This is a genomic window from Rhodocyclus tenuis (genome assembly GCF_014197755.1).
Taxonomy (GTDB): Bacteria; Pseudomonadota; Gammaproteobacteria; order Burkholderiales; family Rhodocyclaceae; genus Rhodocyclus; species Rhodocyclus tenuis.
Genome location: NZ_JACIGE010000001.1, coordinates 59,785 through 84,496, shown reverse-complemented (window position 1 = coordinate 84,496; position 24,712 = coordinate 59,785). Strand labels below are relative to the sequence as shown.

Genomic DNA, 24,712 nt, shown 5'->3' with positions numbered 1-24,712 from the left:
AAATGTCCCAAGAATTGAGCTCCGCCAACTTCGTCGCCTGGTTTCGTTCGGTTGCCCCGTACGTCAATCTGTTCCGCGGCAAGACCTTCCTCATTGCCTTCGGCGGCAAGGCGATTTCCGGACCGCTGGCGCGCACGCTCGCCTACGACGTCAATCTGCTGGCGGCGCTCGGCATCCGTCTGGTGCTGGTGCATGGCGCGCGACCGCAGATCGAGGAAGAGCTGCGCGAAAAGGATCTGCCCTCGCTCTATCACGGCCGCTATCGCGTCACCGATGCCGCCGCGCTCGACTGCGTCATCGACGCCGTCGGCAGCGTCGCGCTGGAAATCGAGGGGCTGCTGTCGCAGGGGCTGCCCGATACACCGATGGCCAACAGCACGATCCGCGTCGTCGGCGGCAACTTCATCACCGCCAAGCCGGTCGGCGTTCTCGACGGCATCGACATGCAGTACGCCGGCAATGTGCGCAAGATCGACGCCGACGGCATCCGCGCGCAGCTCTCGCTCGGCAACATCGTGCTGCTCTCCTCGCTCGGCGTCAGCCCGACCGGCGAAATCTTCAATCTGGCGATGGAAGAAGTCGCCGAGTCGGCGGCGATCGCGCTCGGTGCCGACAAGCTGCTCTTCCTCACCGACAGCTGCGGCGCCACCGACATCGACGGCAGCCTGCTCGACGAACTGACCGTTGACGCCGCCGATCGCCTGATCCGCCTCGGCGACTGGCTGTCGCCCGATCTCAAGCGCTATCTGCCCTGTGCGGTGCGCGCCTCGCGTTCCGGCGTCGGCCGCGTGCACCTGATCGGCTACGACGAGGACGGTACCCTGCTGCGCGAACTGTTCTCGCGCGGTGGCGTCGGCACCATCATCACGCGCGAATCGCTCGAACAATTGCGCGACGCGCGCGCCGACGATATCGGCGGCCTCGTCGCACTGATCGAGCCGCTGGAAGAAGAGGGCACGCTGGTACGCCGTTCGCGCGAACTGCTCGAGCGCGAAATCACGCAGTTCTCGGTGATCGAGCACGACGGCATGATCGTCGGTTGTGCCGCGCTCTATCCCTACGGCGAATCGCAGGCCGAACTGGCCTGTCTGGCGGTGCATCCGAAGTACCGGCGCTGGGGCTATGGCGAGCAGCTGATGAAACGCATCGAGGTGCGCGCCCGCGCCGGCGGCGTCAGCAGCCTGTTCGTGCTTACCACCGTCACCTCGCACTGGTTCAAGGAACGCGGTTTTGTCGAGGGCAAGGTCGAGGATCTGCCCTCGGAGAAGCGGCTGGTCTACAACCTGCAGCGGCGCTCCAAGGTGTTCATCAAGCCGCTGTGACGGCGCGCCGGACGCTCGCGTTATAATCGCCGATCAAATTTTCCCTAGCGGAGTTCGGAGCGAAACCCATGGCAAGAATGGTCAACTGCGTCAAACTCGGACGCGAGGCAGAAGGCCTCGCCCTGCCGCCCTATCCGGGCGAACTCGGCCGGCGTATCTACGAAAGCGTGTCGAACGAAGCATGGCAGCAATGGATCCGCCAGCAGACGATGATCATCAACGAAAACCGTCTGCATCTGGCCGATCCGGCGCACCGCAAGTACCTCGCCGAGCAGGTCGAAAAGCACTTCTTCGGCGACGGCGCCGACAATGTGCAGGGTTACGTGCCGCCGCGCCCCTGAGCCTGAGGTGTCCCGCACAGCAAAAAGCCCCGAAAGGGGCTTTTTGCTTTTGTGGCTTGCGCGTACTTGTTGCGTACCTCGCCTAGCTGGCGGCAGCGATCTTCTCGTCGATCTCGCGCGGCGAGACATGGCGCACGCTGAAGCCCTTGACCATGTAGATCACGTATTCGGAGATGTTCTTGGCGTGGTCGCCGACGCGTTCGATCGCCTTGGCGATGGCCATGATGTCGAGCGCGCTGGAGATCGTGCGCGGGTCTTCCATCATGTAGGTGATCAGCTGGCGCACGACCGCCTGGTATTCGGTGTTGACCGTCTCGTCGAGGTGCAGGGTTTCGGCGGCGGCGCTGACGTCGAGCCGGGCAAAGGCGTCGAGCGCGCTGCGCAGCATCGACAGCGCCAGGTCGGCGATGTGGTTCAGTTCGACCTGCGGCGCGCCGGCGGTGTGCTGGTCGTGCAGGACGACGCCGAGGCGCGCGATCTTGCGCGCCTTGTCGCCGATGCGTTCGAGATCGGAGATGCTCTTCAGCACTGTGATGATCATGCGCAGGTCGATCGCCGTCGGCTGGCGCTTGGCGATGACCTGGTTGCAGGCGAGGTCGAGCTCGTTTTCCATCTGGTTCACGCGATTGTCGTCGCGGATGACCGCTTCGAGCAGCGCCGTGTCGCCCTCGTGCAGGCCTTCCATCGCGCGCCGCACCTGCTGCTCGACCAGTCCGCCCATCTGCAGGACGCGGGTGCGCAGGTTTTCGAGTTCGAGGTCGAAATTCTTCGAGGTATGTTCATTCATGCTGTTTGCTCCCGCGGTTGATGGCGTGCCTAATCGCCCAGTGTGCCGTTTCCGGATGACAGCAATATTTCAGGCGCTGAGCGTACGCACGCCGGCGCTGCCGCCGAGCAGGCAGATGTCGGCCGGCCGGCGCGCGAAAAGTCCGCAGGCGACGACGCCGGCGATCTGCGTGATGCGGGCCTCCAGTGCCTCCGGATCGACGATCGACAGGCCGTGCACGTCGAGGATCAGGTTGCCGTTGTCGGTGACGAAGCCCTCGCGCAGGCGCGGCTCGCCGCCGAGACGCACGAGTTCGCGCGCAACGTAGGCGCGCGCCAGCGGAATCACTTCGACCGGCAGCGGAAAGCGGCCGAGCACCGGCACCAGCTTGCTTTCGTCGACGATGCAGACGAACTTCTGCGCCACCGCGGCGACGATCTTCTCGCGCGTCAGCGCGCCGCCACCGCCCTTGGTCATATGCATCTCGACGGTGATTTCGTCGGCGCCGTCGATATACACCGGCAGGTCGTCGACCTCGTTCAGGTCGAAGACGCGGATGCCGTGGCTTTCGAGGCGCTGCCGCGTTGATTCCGAACTGGCGACGGCGCCGGCAATGCGGTCCTTGATTCCGGCCAGCGCATCGATGAAGAAGTTGGCGGTCGAGCCGGTGCCGACGCCGACGATGCGGCCTTCGACAACGTGGGCGAGCGCGGCGCGGGCAACGGCCTGTTTGAGTTCATCTTGGGTCATGGCAAGGGCTGGCTGCGTCAAAAGTGGAAGCGCCCATTCTAACCGCAAGCGCCATTACGGCGCCGCTTCGCCGGGGCCGCGGCTGGCCACCCGCGGCGGCAGGCGGCCAAGGCCACGCTCCCTGCCCGCTGGCGACTGCGCTGGCGACGCGCTGCGCGCCGCCGACTCTCTGCCGGCGTAACCGAACGGCAACTGCCGGGTAACGCCCATGTAACCTCGCGCCCTCAGCATCGACGCCATGCCAAGCGTGCGCTCGATCTTCCTCTCCGACATCCATCTCGGCACGCGTGCCTGCCAGGCCGACCGGTTGCTCGACTTCCTGCGCAACTACTCGGCAGAAAACGTTTTCCTCATCGGCGACATCGTCGATTTCTGGTCGATGAGCCGCGGCATCCACTGGACGCCGGCGCAGAACACCTTCGTGCAGAAGATCCTGCGCCGCGCGCGCCGCGGCGAACGCGTCGTCTTCATCCCCGGCAACCACGACGAGGCGCTGCGCGAATACGCCGGCGTCGCCTTCGGCGACATCGTCGTCGTTCCCGAGCATGTGCATGAACTCGCCGACGGCCGCCGCTTCCTGCTGCTGCACGGCGACGAGTTCGACCAGATCACGCGCCACCACCGCTGGGTCGCCGTCCTTGGCGACATGGCCTACAACACGCTGGTGCTGGCCAACGGCACCCTGTCGCGCATCCGTCGCCGGCTCGGCCGGCCCGGTTACTGGTCGCTCGCCGGCTACGCCAAGCGGCGGGTCAAGAAGGCGCTGCAGTTCATCTTCGACTTCGAGGACGCGGCGATCCACAGCGCGCGCCAGCGCGGGCTCGACGGCATCATCTGCGGCCACATCCACAGCGCCGCGCTGCGCGAGATTGGCGGGCTGACCTACGTCAATTGCGGCGACTGGGTCGACAGCTGTACGGCCATCGTCGAGCATGCCGACGGCCGCCTCGAACTCGTCGCCTGGGGCACGCTGACCAGCAGCGTGCCGGCCGAATTGCCCGAAGAGTCGGTCGAGCCGCCGTTCAGCGAGCTGCCGGCGCTGGTGGCACCGTCCGTCTATGCCGCTGCGGCAAGCGTGCGGCAGGAGAATACATGCGCATCCTGATGGTTTCGGATGTCTATTTTCCGCGCATCAACGGTGTATCGACTGCCATCCAGACCTGTCGCGAAACCCTCGCTGGCGAGGGCATCGATGTGCAGCTGGTGGCGCCCGACTACGGCACTGGCACGAATCCAGGCAGCGATGGTGATACCGCCGAATCCTGGATCAGCCGCGTACGCGGCCGGCCAGCGCCGCGCGATCCGGAAGACCGCGTGCTCGCCTGGCGCGCGCTGCGCCGCGCCGTCGATCAAGCACTCGCCCGCGGCGTCGATCTGGTGCATGTGCAGACGCCGTTCTTCGCGCACTACGCCGGCCACCGCGCGGCGCGGCGCCACCGCCTGCCGGTGATCGCCACTTACCACACGCTGTTCGAGGAGTACCTGCAGCACTACGCGCCCTTCGCGCCGGTCTCGTGGCTGCGCGTGCTGGCGCGGCGTTTCTCGCGTGCGCAGTGCAACGAGCTCGACGCGGTGATCGTCCCCTCGCAGGCGATCCACCGCCGTCTCGGCGAGTACGGCGTCACCAGACCGATGCACATCCTGCCGACCGGCATTCCGCTCGCCCGCTTTGCCCCCCTGACCGCCAGCGTCGGTACTCCCTCCGCCAGTCTGCGCAGCGACTTCCGGGCGGCGCACGGCATCGCCGACGAACGTCCGGTAGCGCTGTACGTCGGCCGCGTCGCCGGCGAGAAGAACATCGATTTCCTGCTCGACGTTGCTGCGCTGGCGCGCGAGTCGACGCCCGATCTGCTCCTGCTCATCGCCGGCGAAGGCCCGGCGCTGCCGGCGCTGCGGGCGGCGACCGAGGCCCGCGGCCTGGCGCAGCACGTGCAGTTCCTCGGCTACCTCGACCGGCGCCACGAACTGCCCGCGTGCTATGCCGCCGCCGATGCCTTCGTCTTCGCTTCGCGCACCGAAACACAGGGGCTGGTGCTGCTCGAAGCAATGGCCGCCGGGCTGCCGGTGGTGGCGCTGGCGGTGATGGGAACGATCGACATCCTTGGCGCGCGCCGCGGCGCGCTGGTGCCCGATGACAATCCGGCCGCTTTTGCCCTCGAACTGAGCCAGCTGCTGCGCGACGCCCCTCTGCGCCGCCGCCTCGGCGCAGAGGGGCAGGCGTATGCCGCCGAATGGTCGGACACGGCGCTGGCGCCGCGTCTTGCCGATCTTTACCGGCGCATCGCCGCCGGCCAGCGGAGCTCGCGATGACCGAAAGTCCCTACAAGGGCAAGACCGGCCTGCGCCGAATCCTCAACGCTTTTGGCTATTCACTGGCCGGTCTGCGCGCCGCCTATACCTGCGAAGACGCTTTCCGCCAGGAGGTATGGCTGGCGGTCGTGCTCATCCCGCTCGCGTTCTGGCTGCCGGCTTCGGGCGTCGGCCACGCGCTGATGGTCGGCAGCGTGCTGCTGGTGCTGATCGTCGAACTGCTCAACTCGGCGATCGAGGCGGCGGTCGACCGCGTCTCGCTGGAAAATCACCGTCTGGCCAAGCGTGCCAAGGACATCGGCAGCGCTGCCGTGTTCATCGCACTCGGCAACGTGGTCCTCGTCTGGGCCTGCGTGCTCCTCGACTGAGCCGGCGTCGCGATGTCTGCCCGCATCAGCCCGCTTGATCTGGTGATCGTCACCGAAACCTATCCGCCGGAGGTCAACGGTGTCGCCATGACCATCGGCCGGCTGGTGGCAAGCCTGCGCGCTGCCGGCCATCGCGTGCGCGTGGTGCGGCCGCGGCAGGCGGCGGATCTTGGCGACGCCGCCGCGGCACACGATCTGTTGCTGCCCGGCTTGCCGCTGCCCGGCTACGCCGGTCTGCGCCTCGGCCTGCCGGCGCGCGGGCGGCTGTGCGCTGCCTGGCGCGCGGCGCGGCCGGACGTGGTGCATGTCGTCACCGAGGGGCCGCTCGGCGCTTCGGCGGTTAGCGCGGCGCACGCGCTCGGCATTCCGGTCACCTCGGGCTTTCATACCAATTTTGACCGCTACAGCCGGCACTACGGCTTCGGCTTCCTGCAGCCGGCGGTCGCCGCCTACCTGCGCCGCTTTCACCGGCGCACCCGGCTGACGCTGACGCCGACCGCGGCGCTGGCCGAGCGCCTCGCCGGCGAAGGGCTGGCCGGCGTGCGCGTCGTCGGTCGTGGCGTCGATTGCCAGCTGTTCGACCCGGCGCGGCGCAGCGCCGAACTGCGCCGGGCGTGGGGGCTGGCGCCGGCCGATGGTTCGGCGAACGCCGCGTCCCCCTCGCCCGGTGAAGCGGTTGCACTTGCGCGTAGCGAGGAGCCAGCGGCTACGGGCAGCGACTGCGCGGATAAGTCCGCGTCTGCTGACGGGCTGGCCGTGATCTACGTCGGCCGGCTGGCGGCGGAGAAGAACCTCGACCTCGTGCTGCGTGCCTTCGTCGCCATCCATGAACGACGCGCTGACGCCCGTCTCGTTCTCGTCGGCGACGGGCCCTGGCGCGGCAAGCTGACGCGCCGGTTTTCCACACCAGCCTCACCGGTGGTCTTTGCCGGCCAGCGTTGTGGCGAGGATCTCGCTGCGCACTATGCCTCGGGCGACCTCTTCCTCTTTCCCAGCCTGACCGAAACCTTCGGCAACGTGACGCAGGAGGCGCTGGCCAGCGGCCTTGCCGTGCTCGCCTTCCGCAGTGCGGCGGCGGCCGAACTGATCGTTGATGGCGAGAACGGGCGAACCGTCGCGGTCGGCGACGACGCGGCCTTCATCCGCGCCGCGCTGCAACTGGCGGGAGAGCCGGCGGTCCGGCGGCGTCTTGGCGAACGCGCGCGGCACAGCGTCATCGGGCGCGACTGGAGTGGCGTCGCCGAACAGTTCGCCAACACCCTGCGCGAAGCGATCGGCGGCGACTGAGCGCGCGGGCGCGCGTTTCTGCGCGGCGCGCTTGGCTAGCCGAAAGGCCGCACGCCGAACAGCCAGGCGTGCGCAAAACCGGCGAAGAAGGCCCAGACGATGCCGCCGGCGAGTACGGCAATCAGGGCGTTGCGCACGCTGCCGTCGTGCCGCACGTTGCCGGCGAGGCGGTCGCGGCGGCGCAGCGAAAAGAAGTCGAGCAGCGCCCAGACGAAGAAGGCGCCGAAGAGCACGACATCGACGACGCGCCCGTTGGCGAGCAGGTGCGCCAGCGCCCACAGGGCGACACTGGCGACCAGTCCGTGGCCGACGCGGTCGCGCAGCGCATTCTTCGGCACATGCGCGGCGACGAGCAGGATGAACGCCGGCAGCATCAGCAGTCCGGCCAGATGGCGACCCCACAGCGGCGGCTGCCAGAGCAGCGGCGAGTCGAGGCGCGCCGCCGAAAACCCCCACAGGATCAGTCCGAAGCCGAGCAGCGAAACCACCGCCTGGATCGCCTTCCAGCGCTTTTCGCCGAGCCTCGCCATCGTTGCGCTGCGCCAGTCGCTGGCGAGCAGGCGCACGGAGTGCGAGCCGATGAAGAGAACGAGGCCGATGACGAGCGCAGTCATGCTACCAGCTTCCCGGTCGAGTCCTGGGCGAGTGGCGCCCGCAAGGTGTCCGCTGCGCTCATCGTCGGCCCCTCAGCGCTTTCTCTGCGCCGGCAGGTCGGTGCACACGCCCTCGAAGACTTCGGCGGCGAGGCCGATCGACTCGCCGAGCGTCGGGTGCGGGTGGATGGTGCGACCGATATCGCTGGCGTCGGCGCCCATTTCGATGGCTAGGCAGATTTCGCCGATGATGTCGCCGGCGTGCGTGCCGACGATGCCGCCGCCGATCAGGCGATGCGTCTTCTCGTCGAAGAGCAGCTTGGTGAAACCCTCGTCGCGGCCGTTGGCGATGGCGCGGCCCGACGCCGCCCAAGGGAAGACCGCCTTGCCGTAGGCGATGCCCTCGGCGCGGCACTGCGTTTCGGTCTTGCCGGTCCACGCGATTTCCGGGTCGGTGTAGGCGACGCCGGGAATCTGCAGCGGATCGAAGGCGTCCTTGCCGCCGGCGGCGACCGCCGCGGCGACGTGCGCTTCATGTACCGCCTTGTGCGCCAGCATCGGCTGGCCGACAACGTCGCCGATGGCGAAGATGTGCGGGATGTTGGTGCGTAGCGCGGCGTCGACCGCAATGAAGCCGCGCGCATCGACGTTCACGCCGGCGCTCTCGGCGCCGATCAGCTTGCCGTTCGGCGTGCGCCCGACGGCGACGAGAACGAGGTCGAACTCGGCCTTCTCGACCTTCTCACCTTTCTCGCCGCTGCTGAATGTGACCTCGATGCCGCTGGCCTGCGCGTTCGCCGCGCTGACGCCGGTGTTGAGCAGGATGCGCTCGAAGCGCTTGCCGTTCTTCTTTTCCCAGACCTTGACCAGATCGCGGTCGGCGCCGGGCATCAGCTCGCCGCCGAGTTCGACGACGGTGATGCGCGCGCCGAGCGCCGAATAGACGGTCGCCATTTCCAGACCGATGATGCCGCCGCCGATGACCAGCATGCGCCCGGGAATCTGCGGCAGCGCCAGTGCGCCGGTCGAATCTACGATGCGCGGGTCGTCGGGCAGGAAGGGCAGTCGCGCGGCCTGCGAACCGGCAGCGATGATCGCCTGCGCGAAGCGGATGACGCGCCTGCCGCCGCCGTGCAGCGCGACTTCGAGCGCGTGCGCGTCGATGAAGCGGCCGACGCCACGCACCACCTCGACCTTGCGTCCCTTGGCCATTCCGGCCAGACCATCGGTCAGCTTGCCGACGACGGCGGCCTTGTGCGCGCGCAGACGGTCGAGATCGATCGTCGGTGCGGCGAAAGCGATGCCGGCGTGCGCCAGCGTTTGCGCTTCCTGCATCGCAGCGGTGACGTGCAGCAGCGCTTTCGACGGGATGCAGCCGACGTTGAGGCAGACGCCGCCGAGCGTGGCATGGCGTTCGACGATGATCGTCCGCCGGCCGAGGTCGGCGCTGCGGAAGGCCGCCGAGTAACCGCCGGGGCCACCGCCGAGCACGAGGACGTCGCAATCGAGGTCGGCGGGCGGGGTGGCCGGTGTTGGTGTCCCCGGCACGGTCTGGGCGTCGGGTTCTGCTTCGGATTGTGAGTTTTTCGGGGCGCTTGCGGCAGCGCCGCCCGAGCTTGCCGTCGCACCTGCCGGCGCGGCGGCTTGCGCCACTATGGGGGAAATCGCTGGCGCAGCGGCAGTCGCGCCGGATAGCGCCTCGATCAGGACCACCGTCGCGCCCTCGGAGACGCGCCCGCCGACGGCGACGCGCACTTCGCGCACGATGCCGGCAATCGGGCTGGGAACGTCCATCGTCGCCTTGTCCGATTCGAGCGTCAGCAGCGCGTCTTCGGCGGCGACCGTATCGCCCGCCTTGACGTAGACGTCGATCACCGGCACGTCCTTGTAGTCGCCGATATCGGGAACAAGTACGGGGGTCAGGATCGAATCGGCAGTGCTCTGGGCCATCGTGTTCTGGGCCATCTGAATCTCCGGCAAAACGGGTTTACAGCAGCAGGCGGCGCAGGTCGGCGAGCAAACCCGCCAGATGGGCGAGGAAGCGCGTCGCCAGCGCACCGTCGACGACGCGGTGGTCGGCCGACAGCGACAGCGGCAGCGTCAGCCGCGGCTCGAAGGTCTCGCCGTTCCACACCGGCTTCATTGCCGCCTTGTTCACGCCGAGGATGGCGACTTCCGGCGCATTGACGATCGGCGAGAAAGCCGTGCCGCCGATGCCGCCGAGGCTGGAAATGGTGAAGCTGGCGCCGCTCATCTCTGCCGGAGCGAGCTTGCCGGCGCGCGCGCGGTCGGCGAGGGCGCCGGCTTCGCTCGCCAGTTCGGCGAGGCTCTTGCCGCCGGCGTCGCGGATCACCGGCACCACCAGCCCGTGTGGCGTGTCGGCGGCAAAACCGATGTGGTAGTACTTTTTCAGGATCAGCGCGTCGCCGTCGAGCGAGCTGTTCAGTTCCGGGAAGCGCTGCAGTGCGGCGACCGAGGATTTGATCAGGAAGGCGAGCAAGGTCAGCTTGATATTGCCCTTGGCGTTTTCGCGGTTGATCTGCTGGCGGAATTCCTCGAGCGCCGTGATGTCGGCGTCCTCGTGGTAGGTGACGGCGGGAATCATCACCCAGTTGCGCGCCAGGTTGGCGCCCGACATCTTCTTGATGCGCGACAGCGGGACGCTGTCGACCGGCCCGTATTTGGCGAAGTCGACCTGCGGCCATGGCGCCAGCGTCAGACCGGCGCCACCGGCTGCCGGGGCGGGCGAGCCGGTTTCGGCGGCTGCGGGTGCCTGCAGGGCAGACTTTACCCAGGCGGTGACGTCGTCGGCGAGGATGCGGCCCTTTGGCCCGCTGGCCGGAACGCGTGTCAGATCGACGCCGAGTTCGCGCGCCAGCTTGCGCACCGACGGGCTGGCGTGCGTGGCGACGGGCGCCGCGGCGGCCTCGACCGGCGGCGGCGCGATCGCCGTTGCCGCCGAAGAGACGAAAGCCTGCGGGCCGCTGCCGCTGACTTGCGCGGTAACGGCAGCCGGGGAGGAGCTTGTGGAGACGGCCGACGATGAGGCGGCGGTGGCCGGGGCGGGCGCCGTGGCTGCCATCGATGTTGCGACGGGAGCGGCAGTGATTGCTGCGTCAGCGCTGGCGGCTGGTGCTGCCTGCGCTGGCGCGGCAGCTTCGATCAGCGCCACGCGCGCGCCTTGCGCCACGCGGTCGCCAACCTTGAGCAGCACCTCGCGCACGATGCCGGCGACCGGCGCCGGAATGTCCATCGTTGCCTTGTCCGACTCCAGCGTCGCCAGCGCGCCGTCGGCGGCGATGGCGTCGCCGACGGCGACATAGACGTCGATCACCGGCACGTCGGCGTAGTCGCCGATATCGGGGACGCGCACTTCGATCAGTTCACTCATCGTGCGCTCCTCAGACGCTCAGCGGGTTGGGCTTGTCGACGTCGATGCCGTAGCGCGTGATGGCCTCGGCGACGACGGAGTGTTCGATGCAGCCTTCGTCGGCGAGTGCCTTGAGTGCGGCGATCGTCACCCAGTGCCGGTCGACTTCGAAGAAGTGGCGCAGGCGCTCGCGTGTGTCGGAGCGGCCGAAACCGTCGGTACCGAGCGTGACGTAGCGGCGGTGGATGAACGGGCGGATCTGCTCGGCGAAGAGGCGCACGTGATCGGTGGCGGCGATCACCGGGCCGCGCGTGTCGTCGAGGCACAGTTCGACATGCGAGCGGCGCGGCTTTTCCAGCGGGTGCAGCAGGTTCCAGCGTTGTGCCTCGTTGCCGTCGCGCGCCAGTTGCGCCAGCCCCGGACAGCCCCACAGGTCGGCGTCGACGCCCCAGTCCTGCTTGAGCAGCGCGGCAGCGGCGATCACTTCGCGGAAGATCGTTCCCGAGCCGAGCAGCTGCACGCGCGGCGCCGCCTTCTTGCCGTCGGCGGCGAGCCCCTTGCGGAAGAGGTACATGCCCTTGAGGATGTCGGCCTCGGCACCGGCCGGCATTTCCGGGTGCTCGTAGTTCTCGTTCATCGCCGTCAGGTAGTAGAAGACGTCTTCCTGCTCGACGAACATGCGTCTGAGGCCGTCGTGAATGATCACGGCGACTTCGTAGGCGAAGCTCGGATCGTAGCTGATGCAGTTGGGAATCAGCCCGGTGAGCACCGGCGAGTGCCCGTCCTGATGCTGCAGTCCTTCGCCGTTGAGCGTGGTGCGGCCGGCGGTGCCGCCGATCAGGAAGCCGCGCGCGCGCTGGTCGCCCGACGCCCAGTAGAGGTCGAAGGTGCGTTGCGGGCCGAACATCGAGTAGCAGATGTAGAAGGGGATCATCGCCTCGCCGTGCACCGAGTAGGCGGTGGCGGCGGCGATCCAGTCGGCCATGGCGCCGGCTTCGTTGATGCCTTCCTGCAGGATCTGGCCGTCCTTCGACTCCTTGTAGAACATCAGCTGGTCGTGGTCCTGCGGCAGATACTTCTGGCCTTCCTGGCTCCAGATGCCGACCTGGCGGAACATGCCTTCCATGCCGAAGGTGCGCGACTCGTCGGGGACGATCGGCACCACGCGCCGGCCGATCTGGCGGTCCTTGAGCAGGATGTTGAAGATGCGCACGACGGCCATCGTCGTCGAGATTTCGCGGCCTTCGCCGCTCGCCTTGAGCAGGCCGTCGAAGGCCGACAGCGGCGGAATCTCGAGCGGCGCCGCGCTGCGCCGGCGTTGCGGCAGATAGCCGCCGAGCGCCTGGCGGCGGGCGTGCAGGTATTTCGCTTCGGGCGAGTCTTCGGCAAACCTGAGGTAGGGCACGTGCTCGATCTGCTCGTCACTGACCGGCAGGTCGAAGCGGTCGCGGAAGCGGCGGATCGCTTCGGCGTCCATCTTTTTCTGCTGGTGGCTGATGTTCATCGCCTCGCCGGCCTGGCCCATGCCGTAGCCCTTGATCGTCTTGGCGAGGATCACCGTCGGCTTGCCGCGGTGATTCACCGCCGCGTCGTAGGCGGCGAAGATCTTGAACAGGTCGTGGCCGCCACGGTTGAGCTGCCAGATGTCGTCGTCGGTCCAGTCGGCGACCAGCGCGCGCAGCTCGGGCGTGTTGAAGAAGCGTTCGCGCACGTAGGCGCCGTTCTTGGCCTTGAAGGTCTGGTAGTCACCGTCGACCAGTTCGAGCATGCGCTTCTTCAGCAGGCCCTTCTTGTCGCGCGCGAACAGCGCGTCCCAGTGCGTTCCCCAGATCAGCTTGATGACGTTCCAGCCGGCGCCGCGGAACTCGCCTTCGAGGTCCTGGATGATCTTGCCGTTGCCGCGCACCGGGCCGTCGAGGCGCTGCAGGTTGCAGTTGATGACGAAGATCAGGTTGTCGAGCTTTTCGCGTGCGGCCATGCCGATGGCGCCGAGCGATTCGACTTCGTCGGTTTCGCCGTCGCCGAGGAAGGCCCAAACCTTGCGCCCGTTGCGCCCTTCGCCGGCATCGATGAAACCGCGCGAGTGCAGGTACTTCATGAAGCGCGCCTGGTAGATCGCCTGCAGCGGGCCGAGACCCATCGACACCGTCGGGAACTGCCAGAAATCCGGCATCAGCCAGGGGTGCGGGTAGGAGGCGATGCCGCGGCCGTCGACCTCGCGACGGAAGTGGTCGAGCTGGTCTTCGGAAAGGCGGCCGAGCAGGAAGGCGCGCGCATAGACGCCGGGAACCGAATGCCCCTGGAAGAAGATCAGGTCGCCACCGTGATCGGCCGAGGCGACGTGCCAGAAGTGCGAGAAACCGACGTCGTAGAGCGCCGCCGCCGAGGCGAAGGAGGCGATGTGGCCGCCGACGTTGCTGTGCTTGTTGGCGCGCACCACCATCGCCATCGCGTTCCAGCGGATGTAGGCGTGGATGCGCAGTTCGAGGTCGGCGTCGCCGGGGTAGTTCGGCTGCTGCGCGACCGGAATGGTGTTGATGTAGGCGGTGTTCGCGCTGTAGGGGATGTCGATCCCGTCTTCGCGTGCCTCGTCGATCAGGCGATCGATCAGGTAGTAGGCGCGTTCGGCGCCTTCACGCTCGACCACGCCGCGCAAGGCTTCCAGCCACTCCTGCGTTTCCTGCGCATCGGTGTCGCCGGGGGCGAGCGTGCTCAGGGCATCGGGGGCGATTGCCATGCCTGTCTCCTTATTGTTGGAACAGTCGCGCTGTCGCCGGATAGGCGACAGGGCGAAAGTTGATACTTCAGCAGCGCGGATGGCGTCGCTGTGTATCGGTTTCGTAATGTAGAAAAGTTTTTTACGATGCGCAACAGTATGGAGCCAACAAAGCTCCTCGCCGTGCGCAAGTGCAGTTCCGGCCGCTCGTTAAAAGGCGGCTTGATCTGCGTCAATGTGGAGCGGCCAACGAGGCGCTAAGTTCCGCGCTTCCCGCCCGCGACGCGGGCCTGACCCTGCCTGATGGCATTTCAAGGAAATGTAATGGCGACCGCCTCGTCAATGATCCCCGCTCCGGCGCAAAGCCGTTTGTTCATGTCCGGTAACGACGCGGTCTCCCGCGCCGTCTGGGACGCCGGTGTGCGCGTTGCCGCCGCTTACCCGGGAACGCCGTCCACGGAAATGCTCGAGGTGCTGTCCACCTACCCGGACATCTACACCGAGTGGTCGGTCAACGAGAAGGTTTCGCTGGAAGTTGCCTTCGGTGCCTCGATGGCCGGATCGCGCGCCTTCTGTGCGATGAAGCATGTCGGCGTGAACGTCGCCTCCGACGCGCTGATGACGCTGACGCTGACCGGCGTCAAGGGTGGGCTGGTGCTTGCCGTCGCCGACGACGTCGGCCTGTCGTCGTCGCAGAACGAGCAGGATTCGCGCACCTGGGGCCGCTTTGCGCACATCCCGGTGCTCGAACCAGCCGACTCGCAGGAAGCCTACGATTTCACGCTCGCCGCTTTCGACCTTTCCGAACGCTTCCAGACGCCGGTGCTGCTGCGTCTGACGACGCGCATCTGCCACGTCAAGGCGCTGGTCACCGTCGGCGAAAGGAAGACGTATCCGGCGGCCGGCTTCACCAAGGAATCGACGCGCTGGGTGATGGTTCCCGGCCACGCCGCGCGCCGGCTGCCGCTGCTGTTCGAGCGCGAGAAGGCGCTTGCCGTCGCCTCGGCCGAGTCGGCGCTCAACTTCATCGACGACGGTAGCGACCGCCGCGTCGGCTTCATCGCCACCGGTCCGGCGGCGATGCACGTGCGCGAGGCATTCCCCGACGCGCCGCTGTTCAAGCTCGGCTTCGCCTATCCGGCACCGATCGAACGCCTGCGCGAGTTCGCCGCCAGCGTCGACAAGCTGGTTGTCGTCGAGGAAATCGAACCGCTGCTCGAAAACGAACTGAAGGCCGCCGGCATCGCCGTCAGCGGCAAGGACATCCTGCCGCGCATCGGCGAACTGGCGCCGAACGTGCTGAAACCTGCCGTTGCCGGCCTGCTTGGCGAAACGCTGCCGGCGAGCCAGGTGGCGGCGCCGCTGCCGGTGTTCCCGCGGCCGCCGACGATGTGCGTCGCCTGTCCGCACCTTGGTGTCTATTACACGCTGTCGCAGGTGAAGAATGTCACCGTCGCCGGCGACATCGGCTGTTACACGCTCGGCGCCGGCCATCCATGGAACGCGCTCGATGCCTGCATCTCGATGGGCGCTTCGATGGGCATGGCGCTCGGCCTCGACAAGGGCCGCGGCGAAGCCGACGCCGACCGGCGCATCGTCGCCGTCATCGGCGATTCGACCTTCATGCACATGGGCATGCAGGGCCTGCTCGACATCGTCTACAACCGCGGCAACGTCACCGTGCTGCTGCTCGACAACCGCGCGGTCGGCATGACCGGCGGCCAGAACAATCCGGGCAACGGCCGCGACATTCACAATAACCCGGCGCCGCAGATCGATTTCGAAAGCCTGGTCAAGGCGCTCGGCGTGCGCGAGGAGCGCGTGCATGTGGTCAATCCCTACGAGCTGCCGACGCTGTTCAAGCGCCTGCGCGAGGAAACGAAGATCCCCGAACCGTCGGTGATCATCACCAACCAGCCCTGCGTGCTCGTCCAGGACTACCAGCCCAAGTCGCCGTTCATGGTCGAGGAAGACCGCTGTACCGGCTGCGGCAGCTGCGTGGACATCGGTTGCCCGGCGATCCACGTCACCCGCCGCGATACCGTGCAGAAGCCGAACGGCAAGGAAGTCGCGCGTTCCTTCGTGCGCATCGAGACGGCGGCCTGTACCGGCTGCGGCCTCTGTCTGCAGCCCTGTGCGCCGAAGGCGATCGTGCCGGCGGCCGTGGCGGCCAAGGTGCATGTGCTGCAACAGCACTGAGCCGTCTCCGTCACCCTTTCTCGCCATCGACGCGCCCGTCTTTGCACTGACCTCTGATCCGAAAGCTCTTCGCCATGTCTGAAACCACCAACATCCTCGTCGTCGGCATCGGCGGCCAGGGCGTCATGACCGCCACCGAAATCCTCGCCGAAGCGGCGATCGCGCTCGGCCACGACGCCAAGAAGACCGAAGTCGCCGGCATGGCGCAGCGCGGCGGCGTCGTCTCCTCGCACCTGCGTTTCGGCAAGCGCGTGCTGTCGCCGCAGATCACGCCGGGAACGGCCGACATCCTGCTCGGCTTCGAGGCCGCCGAAGGCATGCGCTGGCGGCACATGCTGCGCCCCGACGGGCAGGCGCTGATGAACGTCGGCCGGCTGACGCCGCCGGTGGTCGACCTCGGCCTCTACGAATACCCGGCCGACCCGGTGGCCTCGGTGCGTGCCGCCGGCACGCGCGTCGTCGCCTTCGACGCCACCTCGATCGCGCTCGGCCTTGGCGAAATCCGCCTCGGCAACACGGTCATGCTCGGCGCCATTTCGAGCTATCTGCCCTTCCCGGCCGAGGTGCTCGAAGCTGCCGTGCTCAAGCGTTTTGCGACGCGCAAGCCGGCGCTGCTCGAACTCAACCGGCGCGCTTTCGCCGCCGGCCGCGACGCCGCGGCGAACGCCTCCGCGGAAGAACTCGCCGCGGCCGTCGCCGGCTGATTTGCGTTAAAATCCGCGCCTTAGCGATCCCGCACTTCCCTCCCGGCGCCCTGGCGCGGGAGGGTTTTGCTTTTTCTGCTTTCAACTTTCAAAGCGGCGGTGTGACATGACGGCAAAAATTCTCGACGGCGCGGCACTCGCGCAGGAACTGCGCAGCGAATTCAAGCTGCGCGCCGAAGCGCTGGCAGCACAGGGCGTGCGCCCCGGTCTGGCGGTGGTGCTGGTCGGCGAAGACCCGGCCTCGCAGGTCTATGTGCGCAACAAGGTCAATGCCTGCGCGCAGGCCGGTTTCCATTCCGAAAAGATCGTGCTGCCGCCCGATACCACGGCCGCAGCGCTGCTCGAACGCATTGCCGCGCTCAACGCCGACCCGGCGATCCACGGCATCCTCGTGCAGCTGCCGCTGCCCAAGCACATCGACGCCGACGCCGTGCTCGAAGCGATCCTGCCGGAAAAGGACGTCGACGGCTTTCACGCCGAAAACATCGGCGCGCTGACGCAGGGCAATCCGCGCTTCGTGCCGTGTACGCCGCAGGGCGTGATGGAACTGCTGGAAAAGGGCTGCATCTCGCTCAAGGGCCAGGAAGCGGTGGTGATCGGCCGCTCGAACATCGTCGGCAAACCGATGGCACTGTTGCTGCTCGCCGCCGGCGCGACGGTGACGATCTGCCACTCGCAGACGCGCGACCTCGCTTTCCACACGCGCCGCGCCGACATCCTCGTCGCCGCCATAGGCCGTCCGCGCTTCGTCACCGGCGACATGATCAAGCCGGGTGCGGTGGTCATCGACGTCGGCATCAATCGCGTACCCGAGGGCCAGCCCGACGCCGGCAAGCTGTGCGGTGACGTCGATTTTGCCAGCGCCAAGGAAGTGGCTTCGGCGATCACGCCGGTGCCCGGCGGCGTCGGCCCGATGACCATCGCCATGCTGCTCGCCAACACGCTGCTCGCCGCCGAGCGCGTGCTCAACGGACAACACTGCTAAACCAAGGAGATCGAAATGTCGAATCAAGCACTTGTCGGCATCGTCATGGGCTCGGACAGCGACTGGCCGGTGCTGCGCGCCTGTGCCGAAACGCTGAAGAGCTTCGGCGTCCCCTATGAGGCCAAGGTTCTCTCGGCGCACCGCACGCCTGACGCCGCGCTCGATTACGCCGCTGGCGCCGAAGCCCGCGGCATGAAGGTGCTGATCGGCGCTGCCGGCGGCGCCGCGCATCTGGCCGGCGTCCTCGCCGCCAAGACGCAGCTGCCGGTGCTCGCCGTGCCGATGCCGTCGAAGCACCTGCAGGGGCTCGACTCGCTGCTGGCGATGGTGCAGATGCCCGGCGGCATCCCGGTCGCCACCTTTGCCATCGGCGAAGCCGGCGCGACCAACGCCGCGCTCTTTGCCGTCTCGATGCTGGCGCTCTCCGATGCCGAGATGGCGGCCAAGCTCAGCGATTTCCGCAAGCGCCAGACCGAGAAGGTGCTCGCCAAGACTCTGCCCGATCTGCCCTGATCGACATGTCTGCCGAGCTTGCCGAAGCTGTCCGCCTGCTGCAGGCCGGCAAGCTCGTCGCCCTGCCGACCGAGACCGTCTATGGTCTCGCCGCCGACGCGGCAAACCCGGCGGCGGTGGCGCGCATCTTCGCCGCCAAGGGACGCCCGGCCGATCACCCGCTGATCGTGCATCTGCCCGGCGCCGGCTGGCTCGAGCGCTGGGCGCGCGAGATTCCACCGCTCGCCTGGGAACTCGCCGAAGCCTTCTGGCCTGGCCCGCTGACGCTGATCCTCAAGCGCGCCCCGGGTGTTCCCGATGCCGTCACCGGCGGCCAGGACACGGTCGGCGTGCGCGTGCCGGCGCATCCGCTGACGCTTGAACTGCTGCGCGCCTTCGCCGCCGCCGACAACAAGGCCGGTCCGGCCGGCGGACTCGCCGCGCCTTCGGCCAACCGCTTCGGCCGCATCAGCCCGACCAGCGCCGAGCACGTGCGCGACGAACTCGGCGACGCTGTCGACCTCATCCTCGACGGCGGCGCCTGCCCGGTGGGAATCGAATCGACGATCCTCGACCTGTCGCGCGGCGCCGGCGCGCTGCCGCGATTGCTGCGCCCGGGCCGGATCACGCCGGAAATGATCACGCGCGCCACCGGCGTCAAGGTCGAACTGCCCGGTTCGCCTGATTCCTCCGCTTCGTCGGCACAGGCGGCCGACGCGCCGCGCGTTTCCGGATCGCTCGACGCGCACTACGCGCCGCGCACGCCGCTACGCCTGCTGGCGACGGCCGATCTTGATGCCGCCGCCGCCGCGGCCTCTGCCGCAGGACGCTCGCTGGTCGTCCTGCGCCGTCAGCCGGCAAGGTCCGTCCTCGCTTTTCCGGCAACTGCGGCACGCGTGCAGACGCGCTGGCTGCCCGCCGACGCAGAAGGCTTTGCGCGCGCGCTCTACGCCGCGCTGCGCGAGGCCGACGCGCTCGGTGCCGAGCAGATCGTCTGCGAAGCGGTACCCGAGTCGGCTGACTGGTCGGCCGTCGCCGACCGTCTGCGCCGCGCTGCCTGTGGCGCCGGCGCCTGAAGCCGGCCGCAAGCCCGCAAAAGCACCCGGTACAGGCTTTTCTTTCGTTTCCCGCACGCCTATAATCCGCAACTCGCGTGGGGGGGTAGCTCAGCTGGGAGAGCGCCGCGTTCGCAATGCGGAGGTCGTGAGTTCGATCCTCATCCTCTCCACCACCAATTCACTGAAACAGCTCCGGATTTCGCAAGCCATTCTCGCTGATCGTTAAAAGCATGGGCAAAACGCCGGGGCGTCATAGTTTTCCAGCCGTCAGATCTGCCTGAAAAAGCCCGAGCTTGCTCGGGCTTTTTTTTGGCTGTTTTGCCTTACGGTGGTTGGCTTGCAGCAGCGAGGGGGCAGCAGCGTGAATCAGTTCGGTGGCGCGGTTGGAACGATGGATCAAGAGGCGGCGCCTGCTCCGTTACGTGCCGACGAATGTCCGGTCGAGTGGTACGGCGGCAACATGGTCGGTGTGCCGACACCGATTCTCGCTTCGTCGGATTTCAACCTGCATCCGGTCAGGCTGCGCATCCACGGCACGCGTGAGTCGCAGGGCTGTCTGTTTCGCCGCCTGGCGGAATGCAGCACGCAGCGAGAGGCTGCCGATGTCTTCGAGCATGTGATGTCGATGCAGTTCGGCCGCAACCTGCCCGAGGACGAAGATTCCCTCAATCCGCGGCGTTATTCGACCAGCTATCTCGAGCTGCTGCGCGGCTGGGGCTTCGATTCCAACAGTCCGCAGGGGGCGGTGCTCAAGGGCTGGGTGGAAAGCCGTTTCGGCCTGATCCCCACCTTCCACAAGGAGCCGCTCGGGCGTTTCCCGTCGCCGCCGTGGGTTGGCTATCTGGAAGAGAAAGCCTGCAGCCGCTTCCACAACAACGCCATCAACTTCCAGCTCGATGCGCTCTATGAGTACTGCCAGTGGAGTCTGCGTCGCTTCGGCAGTCCCGGCCCGACGCACGTCCGCCTGTGGCGGGGCACCAACAATGTCGAGGAGCAGGTGGTGCGCGGCGATCTGCGCAAGCGTCGCTGCGTGATGCGCTTCAACAATCTGGTGTCGTTCAGCGCGTCGTGCGAACGCGCCGAGGAGTTCGGCGACTGGGTGCTCGAAACCACCGTGCCGACCTCGAAGCTCCTGTTGTTTCCCGGCCTGCTGTCCGACCCGGTGCTCAAGAGCGAGAGCGAGTATCTGGTGATCGGCGGCAACTACTCCGTGCGCGCCATGCACGGCTATCTCTAGGGCGCGACGGTTTTCCCCCGCAATGCCTGCGGCCGCAGCGCGGCGCAGCGAGCAGACGTCGCTGTGGCGCCTGGCAGCCTAGCTGCGCTCACTCCTCGCGTGCCGGGATGACGCGGACCGCCTTGCCCAGCGTGTGCATCAGCCGGCGCCGGATGCCGCCGAGCGTTTCGCCCGACTGGATGCAGCCCATGCATTTGCCGCCGAGGCGAACGACGACGGTGTCGCCGTGCGCCTCGACCAGCTGCAGTTCGCCGCCGTCGGCGTGGATCATCGGTCGCAGCTCGGCGAGCACTTGCTCGATCAGCGGCAGGTCCGCCGGCGCGATCGGTTCGGACGAGATTTCTGCGTGTGCTGACATGGCTATCTCATTCTGTCGCAAGTCGCTGCGGCGGTGGTTGTTGCCGGGAATGTCGCTGGCGCGGCAGCGGCAGTTCAGGCGTATCCGTGCTTCTTGCCCTTGATTGACTCGATGTCGATGCGGAGGACCGCGGTGCGGTCGAGATTTGTCTGCGGATACTCGAAGTGCTTGTCGGTGAACAGCGCGACGATGCGGTCGAGCGCCGCGATCTTTTCCGCCTCGTCCTTGACGAACACCGCCCGGCCGAGGCCGATCACCGTCTTGTGCTTGGCCTCGAAATCACAGGCCATCGCGTCCTCGATGAAGCCGTGCTTGATGCCGATCTCGAAGCAGACCTTGTTGTTGCGCTTGATGATGTCGATCTTGCTTCCCGACTTGGCCGAGTGGAAGTAGATCGACTTGCCGTCGTAGCAGTAGAAAATGGGGACCAGAAACGGCGTGTCGCCATCGACCAGGGCAATGCGCATGACCTTGCCGGCATTGAGAATGGCGTCGATTTCGGCCCGGTCGGTGATTTCGCGGTCGCTGCGGCGCATTTCGCCGTGCGGGTGGCTGGCTGTTTCCATGAAGAACTGATTCCTCTGAAGGGTGGGTGATTCAGCAGTTGCAGGCGCTTTCGATGCTGAAGAACTGGCGCAGGGTGTTTTCGCGCGGTACGCGATAGCTTGCCGGCTTGCTCTGGAGTGCCTGCAGGCGCTTCAGATAGTCGGCGGGCAGCCCGTGTGCGCGCGCGCCGGCGACAATGTTAGCGAGGAACTCGCGGCTCGGCAGTTGCGCTTCGCCGTGCGTGCTGCGCAGGTAGGTGAGTGCCTCGTGCACGCTGCCGTCAGCGGTGACGACCTCGACCGGGATATGAAAGTACGCGCCGCTGCCGTCGAGGCGGACGCACTGCTCGGCGTCGAGGCGTTCGGCGTCATCCGGGGCAAGCTCGTAGAGCACGCCCCAGGTCTCGGCACCGGCGCTGGGTAGCAGCGATTCCTCGGCGCCATCCCATTTCATCGCGTAGCCGAAGAAGGCCAGCGTGTAGTCGGCGAGGCGCGCGCTGCCGAGCAGTCGCGGCTGCTGGCTGCAGCTGGCGAATTGCCGCGGGTCGAGATGCGCACCGTAGAAAAAGTGCAGGCGGCGAGCGGTGGTGCGTGGGTTCATGGATAGTCCTTGCAATCGGCTGGCGTCAGGCATCGATGACGCGCCCGCCGTTGTTCTGGCGTTCGCGCGGACACGGCAGCAGCAGGGCCGGGCCGGCGCCGAGCAGGCCGACCTTGCGCGCGCGTCCTTCGGGGGTGTTGCGCGGATAGACGGTGACGCGCAGGCCGCTGCCGGTGGCGTCGATCTCCTCGCTGTCGGCGCTCATGTCGAGCCGCTCCATTTCCCAGGTCATCCACTTCGGCAGGTGGTCGCAGAGGACTTCTAGGCGGCGGAACTGGCCGCGCTCGAGAAAGGGGATGAGGATCTGGCGCGAGGTCTGTCCGGATTCGTGGTTCAGCGCTTCCTTGAGGTCGATCCAGAAGCAGCCGTCGCGCGGGTCGCCGACCAGCATCGGCGTCGGCAGCATCTTGCCGGCGAAGGCGACGATCTCGAAGCGCTTCTGCGCCTCGTGCTCGGCTTCCTTCTGCCGCACGCTGTCGAGCTGCAGCAGCAGCGGGCCTGCGGATTTCCAGATGCGGAAGCCGAGTTCCTCCTGCAGCACCGAGTAGAGCACGCCGCGCACTTCGGCTGAGAGCAGCGTCCTGCAGTCGTCGAGCCCGGCGATGGCGGCGTGCAGCGCCGCCTTGATTTCCGGCAAGGGCCTGGCGTAGTCGGTGACGAACGGGATTTCCTGCGCCGACAGCCAGCCTTTGCCCGCTGCGCTCGCCTGGTAGAGGCGAAAGCATCCGGGCTCGTAAAGGCTGGCGACTTCTCCCTGCGGATTGAGGTAGGCGGCGATTTTCATGGTGATTCCTGATGGGCCGAACAGGGTGCCGGGGCAGCGTTGCGCCGGCCGGGCGGGACGGGCACCTGCCGGCACCCGTCCCTGAGGCAGCCTTACCAGACGTTGAGGATCCACTCCTTGTTCTTCTTGTATTCCATGTCGGTGAACAAGGCATTGGCCATCTGTTCCGCCAGCCACGTCGCGCCCTTGTAGCCGACCACCGGGTAGCGGTAGTGGCCGGCACGGTCGTAGACCGGGAAGCCGACGCGGACCATCGGAATGGCGTAGTCGATGGCGACGAAGCGGCCCTTGGAGTGGCCGAGGATCAGGTCGAGCTCGAGGCCCTTGTTCTTGATCCGGTCTTCCAGCTCCCAGAAGTCGGCGTTGGTGATGACTTCCATCTCGAAATCGACGTTTTCCTGCAGTGCGAGCAGGCGCGGGTCGGTCTTGTAGTTCGGGTTGTCATCGCCGAGCAGCAGCAGTACCGGCTTCATTTCCAGATCGAGACAGAACTCGGCCAGGCCGATCACCAGATCCGGGTTGCCGTAGATGGCGACCTTCTTGTCGGCGAGGAACATGTGCGTCAGGTCGGTCAGCGCATCCATCGCGATGCCGCGTTCGCGCACCAGCGATTGCGGAATCTGCTTGCCGGTCATCGACTTCAGGTTCTGCAGGAAGGTGTCGGTGTTGCGGATGCCGATCGGTGTCGGGCCGATGATCGCCGGCACGTCCCAGCGCTTTTCGAGGAACTTGGCCGCCTTGCTGCCTTCGTAACGGTTCAGTGCGATGGTGCCCTGTGCGTCGGCGGTGGCGGTGAGATCCTCGATGGTCGTGCCGCCGTGCGAGATTTCGCTGCCGTCAGGCATCAGCGGCGAATCGAAGCTTTCGATCTCGAACAGCACGTTGGCTTCGACGTCCATCTCGGCCAGCAGGTGCTTCAGTTCGGTGACGTCGCCCGGATTGACCCAGCCGGTGATCAGGTTGATCTTCAGGCTCGGCTTGTCCTTCTTGGAGAAGTATTTGACGAAGTCGTGCACCGCGACGTCGTAGCCCGAAACCATGCTGCCGACAAAGCTCGGCGTGTGGATCGGGATCAGATGCACTTCGCGGTCCGGGTATTTCTCCTTGAGCAGGCCTTCGTTGAGCTTGCGCACCACGCCATCGACGTCGTCACCGATGATTTCGGTCGAGCAGGTGGTGATGATCGGGATGATCTTGACGTTCGGATAGCGCGACAGCAGCACGTCGACGCCTTCCTCGACGCGGCCACAGGCACCGAACACCGCGCCGTCTTCATGCACCGACGAGGATGCGAGTTCGAAGCTCTCCTTGAAGTGCTGCGAGAAGATCAGGCGCACGAACATCACGCAGCCCTGGCCGCCGTGCACGATGCCGATGCAGTCCTTGACGCCGATGCTGACAAACTGGGCGCCCGCCGGCTGGCAGGTGAAGATCGGGTTGACGGTGCCGACGCGTGTTTTTTCCTTGATTTCGCAGGTCATGGCGATTTCCTTAGTAGTTCTGGACGATCAGTTCGGTGTTCAGGGAACCGTCGATGGTCAGCCAGTCCAGACGCGCGTGCAGCGCCTTGATCAGGGCCTTGATCTCGTCCGCGGGCAGGGTGGTGATCCACGGAAAGAGCTCCCGGTACGCGCGGTCGAGGCAGACGGCATCTACCCAGTAGCACTTCTCCAGCGGCGTCGGGTTGTCGACCGGCTCGCCGCAGAGCAGCTGGGCGGTCTTGCCGAGGATGCCGGCGTTCTGCTTGCGCCGGTCCCAGCCGCGTGAATTGAACTGCCACAGGCAGTGCTTCATGATGTAGTTTTCCAGCTGACCGACGCGCTCCTGGGTGAGGGGGTCGCAGTCGGCCAGCGGATTGCTGGTGTAGATCGGCTGGTACTTCCGCTCGGCAGCCTTGGCCTGTTTTGCAGTAACACTCATGGTTGA

25 protein-coding genes and 1 tRNA gene are annotated in these 24,712 nt (G+C 66.8%); 13 read left to right on the top strand and 13 right to left on the bottom strand.

Features of this window, described 5'->3' with window-relative positions:
• Positions 1–2: 2 nt before the first annotated feature.
• Positions 3–1,322: an amino-acid N-acetyltransferase gene (argA, locus tag GGD90_RS00385; RefSeq protein ID WP_153117109.1), complete on the top strand. Its 1,320-nt coding sequence runs from the start codon at positions 3–5 to the stop codon at positions 1,320–1,322.
• 68 nt (positions 1,323–1,390) lie between these two features.
• Positions 1,391–1,663: an oxidative damage protection protein gene (locus GGD90_RS00380; RefSeq protein ID WP_153117110.1), complete on the top strand. Its 273-nt coding sequence runs from the start codon at positions 1,391–1,393 to the stop codon at positions 1,661–1,663.
• A gap of 82 nt (positions 1,664–1,745) precedes the next feature.
• Here the strand turns inward: GGD90_RS00380 and phoU are convergent, their stop codons facing one another.
• Positions 1,746–2,450 (bottom strand): phosphate signaling complex protein PhoU, encoded by a 705-nt coding sequence (gene phoU, locus GGD90_RS00375; RefSeq protein ID WP_153117111.1) that lies wholly within the window; start codon positions 2,448–2,450, stop codon positions 1,746–1,748.
• A 69-nt stretch (positions 2,451–2,519) separates the two neighbouring features.
• The gene (gene rpiA, locus GGD90_RS00370) at positions 2,520–3,179 is read right to left on the bottom strand and encodes a ribose-5-phosphate isomerase RpiA (RefSeq protein WP_153117112.1); all 660 of its coding nucleotides are present in this window, start codon (positions 3,177–3,179) and stop codon (positions 2,520–2,522) included.
• A gap of 238 nt (positions 3,180–3,417) precedes the next feature.
• Here rpiA and GGD90_RS00365 point away from each other — a divergent pair, with 238 nt between their 5' ends.
• From GGD90_RS00365 to GGD90_RS17920, 4 genes are read left to right on the top strand one after another with little or no spacing between them, the layout of a single operon-like run.
• Positions 3,418–4,284, top strand: coding sequence for a UDP-2,3-diacylglucosamine diphosphatase (locus GGD90_RS00365; protein ID WP_153117113.1), 867 nt, complete (start codon positions 3,418–3,420; stop codon positions 4,282–4,284).
• Positions 4,272–5,489: a glycosyltransferase gene (locus GGD90_RS00360; protein WP_153117114.1), complete on the top strand. Its 1,218-nt coding sequence runs from the start codon at positions 4,272–4,274 to the stop codon at positions 5,487–5,489. The genes GGD90_RS00365 and GGD90_RS00360 overlap by 13 nt, the downstream gene beginning before the upstream one ends.
• Complete coding sequence (locus GGD90_RS00355) at positions 5,486–5,857, top strand: diacylglycerol kinase (protein WP_153117115.1); 372 nt, start codon at positions 5,486–5,488, stop codon at positions 5,855–5,857. The genes GGD90_RS00360 and GGD90_RS00355 overlap by 4 nt, the downstream gene beginning before the upstream one ends.
• A gap of 12 nt (positions 5,858–5,869) precedes the next feature.
• Complete coding sequence (locus GGD90_RS17920) at positions 5,870–7,144, top strand: glycosyltransferase family 4 protein (protein WP_228273751.1); 1,275 nt, start codon at positions 5,870–5,872, stop codon at positions 7,142–7,144.
• 35 nt (positions 7,145–7,179) lie between these two features.
• Here GGD90_RS17920 and GGD90_RS00345 read toward each other — a convergent pair whose 3' ends face one another.
• From GGD90_RS00345 to aceE, 4 genes are all read right to left on the bottom strand, one after another.
• Positions 7,180–7,758 (bottom strand): NnrU family protein, encoded by a 579-nt coding sequence (locus GGD90_RS00345; RefSeq protein WP_153117116.1) that lies wholly within the window; start codon positions 7,756–7,758, stop codon positions 7,180–7,182.
• Between the two features lie 72 nt (positions 7,759–7,830).
• Positions 7,831–9,702, bottom strand: a complete 1,872-nt coding sequence (lpdA, locus tag GGD90_RS00340) for a dihydrolipoyl dehydrogenase (protein ID WP_228273752.1) — start codon at positions 9,700–9,702, stop codon at positions 7,831–7,833.
• Positions 9,703–9,724: 22 nt separating this feature from the next.
• Positions 9,725–11,128 (bottom strand): 2-oxo acid dehydrogenase subunit E2, encoded by a 1,404-nt coding sequence (locus GGD90_RS00335; protein WP_153117117.1) that lies wholly within the window; start codon positions 11,126–11,128, stop codon positions 9,725–9,727.
• 10 nt (positions 11,129–11,138) lie between these two features.
• On the bottom strand, positions 11,139–13,844 hold the full coding sequence (aceE, locus tag GGD90_RS00330; protein ID WP_153117118.1) for a pyruvate dehydrogenase (acetyl-transferring), homodimeric type: 2,706 nt from the start codon (positions 13,842–13,844) through the stop codon (positions 11,139–11,141).
• A 354-nt stretch (positions 13,845–14,198) separates the two neighbouring features.
• Between aceE and GGD90_RS00325 the strand changes: the two genes are divergently transcribed.
• The 6 genes from GGD90_RS00325 to GGD90_RS00300 all read left to right on the top strand — a co-directional run bounded on the left by GGD90_RS00325 (position 14,199) and on the right by GGD90_RS00300 (position 19,434).
• The gene (locus GGD90_RS00325; RefSeq protein WP_228273753.1) at positions 14,199–16,022 is read left to right on the top strand and encodes a thiamine pyrophosphate-dependent enzyme; all 1,824 of its coding nucleotides are present in this window, start codon (positions 14,199–14,201) and stop codon (positions 16,020–16,022) included.
• A gap of 74 nt (positions 16,023–16,096) precedes the next feature.
• Positions 16,097–16,726, top strand: coding sequence for an indolepyruvate oxidoreductase subunit beta (locus tag GGD90_RS00320; protein ID WP_153117119.1), 630 nt, complete (start codon positions 16,097–16,099; stop codon positions 16,724–16,726).
• A gap of 106 nt (positions 16,727–16,832) precedes the next feature.
• A complete protein-coding gene (folD, locus tag GGD90_RS00315) occupies positions 16,833–17,711 on the top strand; it encodes a bifunctional methylenetetrahydrofolate dehydrogenase/methenyltetrahydrofolate cyclohydrolase FolD (RefSeq protein WP_153117120.1) in 879 nt (292 codons plus the stop codon).
• A gap of 15 nt (positions 17,712–17,726) precedes the next feature.
• A complete protein-coding gene (gene purE, locus GGD90_RS00310) occupies positions 17,727–18,224 on the top strand; it encodes a 5-(carboxyamino)imidazole ribonucleotide mutase (RefSeq protein ID WP_153117121.1) in 498 nt (165 codons plus the stop codon).
• A gap of 5 nt (positions 18,225–18,229) precedes the next feature.
• The gene (locus GGD90_RS00305; RefSeq protein WP_153117122.1) at positions 18,230–19,279 is read left to right on the top strand and encodes an L-threonylcarbamoyladenylate synthase; all 1,050 of its coding nucleotides are present in this window, start codon (positions 18,230–18,232) and stop codon (positions 19,277–19,279) included.
• A 79-nt stretch (positions 19,280–19,358) separates the two neighbouring features.
• A tRNA-Ala gene (locus GGD90_RS00300) sits at positions 19,359–19,434 on the top strand.
• Between the two features lie 77 nt (positions 19,435–19,511).
• Here the strand turns inward: GGD90_RS00300 and GGD90_RS00295 are convergent.
• Positions 19,512–19,661, bottom strand: a complete 150-nt coding sequence (locus GGD90_RS00295; RefSeq protein ID WP_153117123.1) for a hypothetical protein — start codon at positions 19,659–19,661, stop codon at positions 19,512–19,514.
• Here GGD90_RS00295 and GGD90_RS00290 point away from each other — a divergent pair.
• Positions 19,653–20,498, top strand: coding sequence for an NAD(+)--dinitrogen-reductase ADP-D-ribosyltransferase (locus GGD90_RS00290; RefSeq protein WP_153117124.1), 846 nt, complete (start codon positions 19,653–19,655; stop codon positions 20,496–20,498). The two genes, GGD90_RS00295 and GGD90_RS00290, sit on opposite strands and share 9 nt — an antisense overlap.
• A gap of 88 nt (positions 20,499–20,586) precedes the next feature.
• On the opposite strand, the gene GGD90_RS00285 is transcribed toward GGD90_RS00290, so the two are convergent.
• The 6 genes from GGD90_RS00285 to anfG form a co-directional block, all read right to left on the bottom strand.
• Positions 20,587–20,856 (bottom strand): NifU family protein, encoded by a 270-nt coding sequence (locus tag GGD90_RS00285; RefSeq protein ID WP_153117125.1) that lies wholly within the window; start codon positions 20,854–20,856, stop codon positions 20,587–20,589.
• Positions 20,857–20,930: 74 nt separating this feature from the next.
• Entirely contained in the window at positions 20,931–21,422 is a 492-nt protein-coding gene (locus GGD90_RS00280) for a pyridoxamine 5'-phosphate oxidase family protein (RefSeq protein ID WP_221227609.1), read from the bottom strand.
• 31 nt (positions 21,423–21,453) lie between these two features.
• The gene (locus tag GGD90_RS00275) at positions 21,454–22,002 is read right to left on the bottom strand and encodes a gamma-glutamylcyclotransferase (RefSeq protein WP_184414873.1); all 549 of its coding nucleotides are present in this window, start codon (positions 22,000–22,002) and stop codon (positions 21,454–21,456) included.
• A 25-nt stretch (positions 22,003–22,027) separates the two neighbouring features.
• Positions 22,028–22,786, bottom strand: a complete 759-nt coding sequence (gene anfO, locus GGD90_RS00270) for a Fe-only nitrogenase accessory protein AnfO (protein ID WP_153117127.1) — start codon at positions 22,784–22,786, stop codon at positions 22,028–22,030.
• 92 nt (positions 22,787–22,878) lie between these two features.
• Entirely contained in the window at positions 22,879–24,267 is a 1,389-nt protein-coding gene (gene anfK, locus GGD90_RS00265) for a Fe-only nitrogenase subunit beta (protein ID WP_153117128.1), read from the bottom strand.
• A gap of 10 nt (positions 24,268–24,277) precedes the next feature.
• Positions 24,278–24,706 (bottom strand): Fe-only nitrogenase subunit delta, encoded by a 429-nt coding sequence (gene anfG, locus GGD90_RS00260; RefSeq protein ID WP_153117129.1) that lies wholly within the window; start codon positions 24,704–24,706, stop codon positions 24,278–24,280.
• Between the last annotated feature and the right edge of the window lie 6 nt (positions 24,707–24,712).